The organism is uncultured Kushneria sp., assembly GCF_947497025.1.
Classification (GTDB): Bacteria; Pseudomonadota; Gammaproteobacteria; order Pseudomonadales; family Halomonadaceae; genus Kushneria.
In genome coordinates, this window is record NZ_CANMFC010000016.1 from 1 (window position 1) to 1,349 (window position 1,349).

A 1,349-nucleotide genomic window follows, 5' to 3' on the forward strand; every position below is an offset into this window, starting at 1 on the left:
GGTTCTTCGTCACTTCATGTGGATTTGGCCTGATCGAGCAGGCGGCCCACCGGACTGCCGATCAGGTAGATCATCGCGATGAAGTTGGCCTCGTTCCGGTAGCCACGTGCGCGTGACCTGGCCGCCTGGAAGAGGCCGTTCATGCCTTCCAGTCGTGCGTTGGTCAGTCCCGAGATCCAGCGCCTGACCACTGCGTCAGCATGGCGCTCCAGCGCCGCCAGGGCCTTCCCCATCGGCTTCAGGAGAGGCTTCTCGGTGACCGCCGCCTTCATGACCTTGAGGTAGTTCGTGATACGCCACCGAGCCGCCCGCGGCGTCGGGGCCTTCTGGATCCAGCTCAGCTTCTCTTTGATCACCCAGGCATCGGCTGTGGCGCTCTGATCGGCCACCAGCTCCTGGAGCGCCGCCAGTTGCTTGGGCGTCAGGTTCTCGTTGTCGAGGCTTTTCAGCAGGGCCCAGCGCAGCGACTTGGGATGCCCCTGCTCCCGGCGTTCCTTCTTGCGCACCTCGTCCAGCCGCTTGGTGAAGGTCTGAACGATATGGAACCAGTCGACCGTGATGTCGGCCTTGGGAAGATGCTCGGCCACGCCGCTGAGGAAGGCTTGTGACATGTCGCACACGACCTCGACCACGTTGTCGGTGTCACCGCCATGCGCTGCCAGAAAGGCGCTGAAGGCCTTGATGGCGTCTTTGCCGTGGCCGGGGACGGCGAAGATCACCGGTTCCTGCTTGCGCTGCATATCGAGGAATACCGTGACGTAGCGATGACCGCGTCGGGAGGCGGTTTCATCGACGCCGACGGTGGCCACGTTGGCCAGGTCCAGCTCACTCAGCATGCGGCCGACGTAGTGATGCACGATGCGCCACAGGCGTTTGTCGGAGATCTCCAGTTGCCGGGAGACGGCCAGCACCGGCATCTCCTTGACCAACGACATAGCGGCTTGCTCGAACAGCAGGGTGAAGTCGCTGCCCGGCCGCGCCCAGGGCACTTCAATACGCTTGACGCCATGCTCGGGGCACTTGGTGCGAGGCACGCGAGCGTGCAGGTAGCAGTGGTGCTGAAAGAAGTTCAGGTGCCGCCAAGTCTTGTCGGCAAAGTCATGGGCCGGGCAGGCCTTGCCGCACTCCGGGCAGGGGTAGAGGCTGCCCCGCTCGGCCTCGACATAGAGGTCCAGGCGGTGGGGCGACACGGAGGTATCCAGGTGCTGGTCCTTAAGCAACCAGGGCGCTTCAAGGCCTAGGCCGAGGGTCAGAATCTGCGTGCCGTCCATGTCGTACCTCCTGTCCATGTGGAGGTCATATCCTGGCCCAGCTCAGGGGGCGAATTCCACACCCAGCGACGAAGAGCC

The 1,349-nt window shown here is 63.7% G+C and carries 1 protein-coding gene; it reads right to left on the reverse strand.

Annotation, left to right across the window (positions count from 1 at the left end):
- Nucleotides 1-14: 14 nt before the first annotated feature.
- The gene (locus tag Q0931_RS16675) at nt 15-1,271 is read right to left on the reverse strand and encodes an ISL3 family transposase (RefSeq protein ID WP_172421272.1); all 1,257 of its coding nucleotides are present in this window, start codon (nt 1,269-1,271) and stop codon (nt 15-17) included.
- Between the last annotated feature and the right edge of the window lie 78 nt (nt 1,272-1,349).